The sequence below is a fragment of the Pedobacter cryoconitis genome (assembly GCF_003259615.1).
Lineage (GTDB): Bacteria > Bacteroidota > Bacteroidia > Sphingobacteriales > Sphingobacteriaceae > Pedobacter > Pedobacter cryoconitis.
This window is the reverse complement of sequence record NZ_QLLR01000028.1, coordinates 77,447-84,603: the sequence shown is the minus strand read 5'-3', so window position 1 is coordinate 84,603 and position 7,157 is coordinate 77,447. Positions and strand designations below refer to the sequence as shown.

The window sequence follows — 7,157 nt, the reverse complement described above, 5'->3', positions numbered from 1 at the left end:
GTCCATAGATAAGCACATTCGCTTTATCCAAGGATTTCTCTAATTGCCTGATTCTAGCCTGAAGAGCTTTGGAATCTTTAACTTTGGGATCCATAGGTAATAAAGATACAGCTCCTTTTTCTAATTTTTTCTTATAAATACTTACCCAATTGGTGAGCATATGGACACTGGGTAAATGGTGCATTTTTGCAACAGCTTTGGCAGGTAGATTCTGATAAACTACCATAATAACTAGCTTTTCTCTAAAGGTTTTGGAGTAAGTTTTTGGCTCCGTTTCTAGTGCTTTCATTTGAGTCAATTAACTCAAAACTGTAAACCTATATCCGTATAAGACCACTTCTAGATACCCACTGTCTCATGTTGTCTGATTTGACAGCCAGGGGAACACCACCAAAGTAATCAAGAGTGTGGTTCAACGCCTTGACCACCTGAGGAAGTTTGGCATCAGGTAAGGCCTCCACATAGCCATATCCACTAAAGGGAAGCACAGCGACATATACCGGACAAGCGATAAGTTCGCCTGTTGAAGGGTCAACGTAGTGCAGCATATCGCCCGCAAAGTCCACTTCCAGCAGCTTTGCCGGATAATGAACGAAGTGCATCACCGCATTATTAACCTTCATTTGATCCTGTAAAAGCTCACAGAATCTGGAATATTGAAAGCCAGCCGGATATTCTTTAATATATTCTTCCCAAAGTAATAAACGGGTTACGCCAATTCTGCTGAGTTCCTTATTGAAATACTCAATAAGGCTGTTGAAATGAACTTTACGGGGGTCAGTACCCTCCGGAACAACGGGCTTTAATAAGCCCAGTATCTGTTCCAGCTGCTCATCAGAACGCTTTAGTAGTTCCTTAAAATCGATTCCTGTTTGAAGGAATTTCTGCAAGTAGAGGGCAATTGTTTTCCTGGTAATCTTGACTTCTTTTTCTATCGCCCGCTGGGAAATACCGCGTTCAAGAAATAAAAGTATCTGTCTTATCTTTTGCATACTAAGTAGCTTATTTGCCATACTGCAAGTGGTTTTGGTTACAAACCAAACTTATAGTAATTGGCGGTTAAACTCAGCTTAGTGGTGAACTTTGGCGCGGAATAAGTGGTGTACTTTGTGTCGGAATGTCAGACCTCAACAAAATCAGTCCGGTAGCAAAGTGGTGGACTTTGCAGCGGAATAATTGGTAACCTTTCCAGCGGAATACTGGTGGACTTTACTCCGGAATGGGTGGCGTACTATGGAGCGGAATATCCAGCAAGTACATTTTTTACTTTCAATTTCTGAATTATTAGGATGAATAATAAGCTATTGATGTAAAGTTAATTTTGGGGGCCGGGCAGAAAATGTAGAAATTGATATTTCAAATGTTGTTTTTGATATAGATTATAATTTATTTCATGCGATTCAAACAAATTGGGCATCTATTTTTCAGGAGAATTCAGAATAAATGAATCAAATTGATATATTTGCCGAAATGTCCTTGTAGTTCAATGGATAGAATTTTGGTTTCCGGTACCAACGATGGGGGTTCGAATCCCTTCAGGGACACATAAAAAGAATAAAACGGCTGATCTTGTGATAACGAGATTAGCCGTTTTTGCTTTTTTGCTGATCAGCAGGAATCTCATAAACCTTGATAGGGGTATCCACAGATTTATCGTCTTTAATGTAATCAAAATACATTAAACACAATTGACACACCCATGAAATACCTGATTACAATTTCAGCCATCCTGCTATTATTTCTGGCCGGATGCAAAAAAGATGACCTGAATTCCAATAAATTAAAAGTAGAGATCAACAACAATGACCCTTATTATTCCAGAGATCCTTATGTTATTGATGTTTTTAATAACAGAACAGGAAGAAACATATTGAGTGTCCGCGAAAGAAGAACTGGTGACTACGAAACCCAGGACGTTTTTCCCGGAGATATAATTGACATCACTTATACTATGTTCTGCGATTGCGACATCACCATTAAATTTAAAGGTCAGAAACTGGATAGGCGCTCCAGCAATTTTTTTGGCGGCGTTAAAGACGGCAGGATCACAGTGACTATCCCACGATAAGATTTGAATCTTCCAAATATTTCACGTAACAAAACCAACGAATGTTACCACTTTGAGCTAAGAAATATCGATTTATCAAATAAACATCAATTATTTGACGCATTCACCTCAGGAAAACGGGCGTTGGTGTAATAATGAAATGATAAGTCAATTGAGAAGCTTAATATTGAACTGTGAATCATCTACCTATGGAACACACACAACAGTAATGTATATATTTTACACTACAAAAAAACCAGCCTTCCGGCTGGTTTTTTGTGTTTACAGGAAAAAGAAACCCTTTATTAAAATGCGTTGATGATTAATTGTATAGCGCCGTAATTGTGTTCAGGACTAAACATCGCTGTTGCTGCAATTGGCATATGATGCGTGAAAACGACCAGGTCTTTATTTAAAGTGACCCCGGCATTGACAACATTGGGTTTAGAACCGTAAAAATTCTCGTCTCTGCCAAAAGCAAATCCGCCACCTGCAAAAAGATGAACATTCGACCCTCCATCTTTCCACACTCTGTAATCAAGAACTACATAGTTGGAATAATTATTGGCCAGATCTCCATTACTCTTCATATGCGTATCCCTGCCCTGTACAATCGTACTCCAGTTAATACTGATCGGAAAAGCATCTCCAAACTGGTATCCCGCAGTTACGTCGATAAAGTGAGACGTAGTAGCCCTTTTATAATCGAACAGGTTAGCATTCGGGAAATCCGTCACATTGTTAATATCCCAGACCGAAAAGTTAAAGCCCTTTTTAACATAACTCACATAATAATCGAATTCCTTGTACTCTCCGTTAAAACCCGCTCCTCCCCAAAAACCTGCAGAGAAACTTCCGTCTTTAGTGGTATAGTGCATATCCACATCAGTAATCGGGCTGTTTGAAACCTTAAATCCACGCCACAAGTATAAATTACGCACTTGCAGGTTCACATTAAAAGGTTTGTATTTTTTTACTGCGACAGTATCAGTTTTAGGCGTTGTCAGATCCTGGGCCCCCGCAGAAAGGCAAAGGCATAGCCCTAGTATAGCCCCAAGGCTACCTTTAAAAATCGTTTTCATAAAAATCTGTTTAAGAAGTTCTGTTTTGTTTAACTGATGATTAGTGAAGTTGTAAATACAGAAACGCTGCTATCGCTGCCCCCATAATCGGACCGAGAATAGGAATCCAGGCATAAGTCCAGTCACTGGTGCCCTTCCCTTTGATAGGTACTAAAGCATGAATAATCCGCGGAGCTAAATCACGGGCCGGGTTAATTGCATATCCGGTAGTTCCTCCTAGTGAAAGGCCAATTACCCAAACCAGAAAAGCAACAGGGATAGCACCAACAGAGCCTAAACCAACAGGTATTTTAGTCGGTGTAATTTCAGCTCCGGTGATATAGAAAACCGTAAACACCAATACGAATGCACCGATAATTTCACTGGTTATATTCGAAGTATAATTACGGATAGCCGGGCCTGTACAAAAACAGGCCAGCATAGCTGCCGGATCATTGTCCTTGTTGAAATGGTCTTTATACATGATCCAAACCAGGAATGCACCCATTCCCGCCCCTATCAACTGCGCGGTGATATAAGGAAGCACACTTGCCCAGGCAAATTTTCCGGCTATTGCCAGACCAATCGTTACTGCAGGGTTTAAATGCGCACCACTGTACGGGCCTGCAACCGTTACGCCCACAAAAACTGCCAGTCCCCAGGCGGCGGTAATTACTATCCACCCACCATTCTTTCCTTTGGTATCATTTAATAATACGTTGGCCACTACGCCATCGCCTAAAAGTATAAGTAACATTGTACCTATAAGTTCTGCTATGAATGGAGTCATTCTGGTAAAATTAAGGATGAATAATTAATTTAAATCTGTATCAGGCAACTCTTCATTCCAGCTTTGTGCAGCATGAATAGCTCTCTTCCAATCCTTAATTCCCTTTTTAATCACTGTCTGATCTCCTGCAGGCACAAACTCTTTCTCAGACTTCCATAACTGCTGAATCTCTTCTACGCTATCCCAGAAACCAACTGCTAATCCTGCTAAATAGGCCGCTCCCAAAGCTGTAGTTTCTACTACATTCGGACGGATTACTTTACAGTTCAGCAAGTCAGATTGAAATTGCATCAGCAAATCGTTCGCTGTTGCGCCACCATCCACCCTTAATTCTTTAATTTCCATTCCCACATCCGCTTCCATTGCTTTCAAAACGTCCCTGGTCTGGTAGGCGATAGATTCTAATGCAGCAAGCGCGATATGTGCCGATGTACTCCCTCTGCTCAATCCTACAATTGTACCTCTTGCATCAGGCTTCCAGTAAGGCGCACCCAAACCAGCAAAAGCAGGTACAAAATAAACTCCCTGCGTATCTTTAACACTTGCAGCCAGTTTTTCTACATCAGCAGATTTCTTAATTACGCCTAAACCATCACGCAGCCATTGCACAACCGCTCCTCCGATGAAAATACTTCCTTCAAACGCATATTGTATTTCGCCGTTAATTTTCCAGGCAACAGTAGTTAATAAGTTGTTTTTTGATTCTATAAATTTATCACCAATGTTCATCAGCATAAAACAGCCAGTCCCATAAGTGTTTTTAACCATAGCTTTTTCAATACACATCTGTCCAAAAAGCGCAGCATGCTGATCTCCCGCAATTCCGGCGATTGGTATTTTTGAAGCGAAAATAGTAGTAGTTGTTTCTCCGTAGATTTCGCTCGATTGTTTCACTTCAGGAAGCATACTTTTAGGAATATCCAGCATTTCCAATAATTCATCATCCCACTGCTCAGTACGGATGTTAAACAACATGGTACGGCTTGCATTGGTTATATCGGTTACGTGTACATGGCCTCTTGTAAATTTCCAGACCAGCCAGCTATCTACTGTTCCAAAAGCCAGTTCACCTTTATTTGCCCTGTCCCGGGCTCCTTCAACATTATCAAGAATCCATTTTATTTTAGTCCCTGAGAAATAAGAGTCAATAACCAATCCCGTTTTAGCACGGACCATATCAGTTTTACCGTCTTTTTTCAGCTGATCGCAGAATTCTGCGGTACGCCTGTCTTGCCAGACAATCGCATTGTAAACAGGTTCACCAGTTTCACGATCCCAGACAATGGTCGTTTCACGCTGATTAGTAATTCCGATTGCCTTGATATTAGAACCATTAATTCCTATTTTTACCGTTGCCTCTGCCGCTACACTTGCCTGCGTAGACCAAATCTCATTCGGGTCATGTTCTACCCATCCTGATTGTGGAAAAATCTGGGTAAATTCCTTCTGTGCCGTTGATTTAATTTGTCCTTTATGATCAAAAATAATTGCACGAGAGCTCGTTGTGCCCTGGTCCAGAGCCAAAATGTAATCTTCCATAACTTTATTGATTTATATTGGTTTAATTGATGCTGAATATTTTCTATTCAGGCGTATAAGGTTCTAATAAATAAGATTGAGCTAGTTTTCTGAAGGTTTTGACCTGTTCTTTTTCCCAGGCTTCATCATATTGAAGTTCTGTTGCGACTAATTTGGCTACAGCAGGTGCCATATCAATTGCAGCACGTGCATCTAAGAATAATGCTCTCACCCTTCTGGCTAAAATATCTTCTACCGTACGGGCCATTTCATGTCTCACTCCCCAGACCACTTCGGCCTTGATATAAGGTAAACGCACATGCAGTTTTTCTTTCCAGGCCGGGTTTTCATCCCCTAACGCTAAAAGGGCAGCTTCATCACTTCCGTAAACATATAAATGATCGTTGCGGTTTACATCTGCTTTACTACCATGGATAGAAAGTTCTTTCGTTTTGGTAGGACGGGCTTTTAATTTCCCGACCTCTATGGCTTTATCGATCGTATCTTCACCCATTCTGCGGTAAGTTGTCCATTTACCACCGGTGATGGTGATCAGTCCCGATGTAGTCACAATCAGCTTATGACTTCTTGAAATCTCTTTTGTTTTAGAAGAACCGTCTTCTGGCGCAGCCAAAGGACGTAAACCTGCAAATACACTCAGTACATCCTTACGTGTTGGTGCTTTAACTAAATATTTTGCTGCTGTACGCATAATAAATTCAATCTCCTCTTCCAATGCTACCGGCTCCAGGCTATGCTGATCTAATGGCGTATCGGTAGTTCCCACGACCAGTTTATCATGCCACGGCACTACAAATAATACCCTGCCATCATCCGTTTTAGGAATCATGATTGCATCTTCGCCAGGCATAAATGAACGCTCAATTACTAAGTGGACACCCTGACTTGATCTGACCAATGGCTTTTTACCCGGTTTATCCATTTGTAAAAGATCATCTACAAATACCCCGGTTGCATTGATGACCGTTTTACTTTTCAGCTGGTAAGTAACGCCCGATTCTATATCAGTCGCCACAACACCCGCTACTTTATCCTGCGCATCTTTAATTAAACTCGTAACGCGAATATAATTTAAGATGGTAGCTCCTTGCTCCAGACTGGTCTGCGCAAGGTTAACTGCCAGACGGGAATCATCAAACTGTCCATCATGGTAAACTACGCCTCCGTATAAATGTGCAGGTTGTATAGTAGAAAGCTTGCTGATCACTTCTTTTTTAGAGATATGCCTGGCACGGCCGAAACCTAATTTACCAGCAAGCAGATCGTATAGTGTTAATCCTATGGTATAAAAAGCACCACCCCACCATTCATAATTCGGAATAATGAACGATTCGTTTTTCACTAAGTGGGCTGCATTTTTTAAAAGCAAACCACGCTCATATAGCGCTTCTCTGACCAGTCCAATATCACCCTGCGCTAAATAACGCACGCCTCCATGGACTAATTTGGTACTCCGGCTGGATGTTCCTTTGGCAAAATCAGCCTGTTCTAACAATAAGGTCTGATAACCACGGCTGGCCGCATCAAGTGCAGCACCTAAGCCTGTTGCTCCGCCACCAACTACAATTACATCCCAAACCTTTTCCGGATCAACAATATTTCCTATGAGTTCTTTTCTATTCGTGTTCATGTGTGATGGCCTCCTTATATCAGCTAACGATTTGTTTCGCTTTCTATATCAAATTTATAAAATAAAACATTTCAAAACAAATTAAAATCA

7 protein-coding genes and 1 tRNA gene are annotated in these 7,157 nt (G+C 41.0%); 2 read left to right on the top strand and 6 right to left on the bottom strand.

The window, feature by feature from the left end:
* Both LY11_RS21095 and LY11_RS21090 read right to left on the bottom strand, forming a co-directional pair.
* Positions 1-289 (bottom strand): hypothetical protein (locus LY11_RS21095; RefSeq protein ID WP_211321618.1); only part of this gene is annotated, 289 nt, incomplete at its 3' end.
* Positions 290-317: 28 nt separating this feature from the next.
* Positions 318-992 carry a DDE-type integrase/transposase/recombinase gene (locus LY11_RS21090; protein ID WP_170132742.1) on the bottom strand — a complete coding sequence of 225 codons (675 nt, stop codon included), beginning with the start codon at positions 990-992 and terminating at the stop codon, positions 318-320.
* Between the two features lie 480 nt (positions 993-1,472).
* On the opposite strand from LY11_RS21090, the gene LY11_RS21085 reads away from it, so the two are divergent.
* Both LY11_RS21085 and LY11_RS21080 read left to right on the top strand, forming a co-directional pair.
* A tRNA-Arg gene (locus tag LY11_RS21085) sits at positions 1,473-1,544 on the top strand.
* A gap of 155 nt (positions 1,545-1,699) precedes the next feature.
* A complete protein-coding gene (locus tag LY11_RS21080; RefSeq protein ID WP_111635610.1) occupies positions 1,700-2,068 on the top strand; it encodes a hypothetical protein in 369 nt (122 codons plus the stop codon).
* 284 nt (positions 2,069-2,352) lie between these two features.
* Here LY11_RS21080 and LY11_RS21075 read toward each other — a convergent pair whose 3' ends face one another.
* From LY11_RS21075 to LY11_RS21060, 4 genes are read right to left on the bottom strand one after another with little or no spacing between them, the layout of a single operon-like run.
* Complete coding sequence (locus tag LY11_RS21075) at positions 2,353-3,129, bottom strand: hypothetical protein (RefSeq protein ID WP_111635609.1); 777 nt, start codon at positions 3,127-3,129, stop codon at positions 2,353-2,355.
* 40 nt (positions 3,130-3,169) lie between these two features.
* Positions 3,170-3,898 (bottom strand): MIP/aquaporin family protein, encoded by a 729-nt coding sequence (locus LY11_RS21070; protein ID WP_111635608.1) that lies wholly within the window; start codon positions 3,896-3,898, stop codon positions 3,170-3,172.
* 24 nt (positions 3,899-3,922) lie between these two features.
* Positions 3,923-5,437 (bottom strand): glycerol kinase GlpK, encoded by a 1,515-nt coding sequence (glpK, locus tag LY11_RS21065; RefSeq protein WP_111635607.1) that lies wholly within the window; start codon positions 5,435-5,437, stop codon positions 3,923-3,925.
* Between the two features lie 43 nt (positions 5,438-5,480).
* Positions 5,481-7,067 (bottom strand): glycerol-3-phosphate dehydrogenase/oxidase, encoded by a 1,587-nt coding sequence (locus LY11_RS21060; protein WP_111635606.1) that lies wholly within the window; start codon positions 7,065-7,067, stop codon positions 5,481-5,483.
* Positions 7,068-7,157 lie beyond the last annotated feature (90 nt).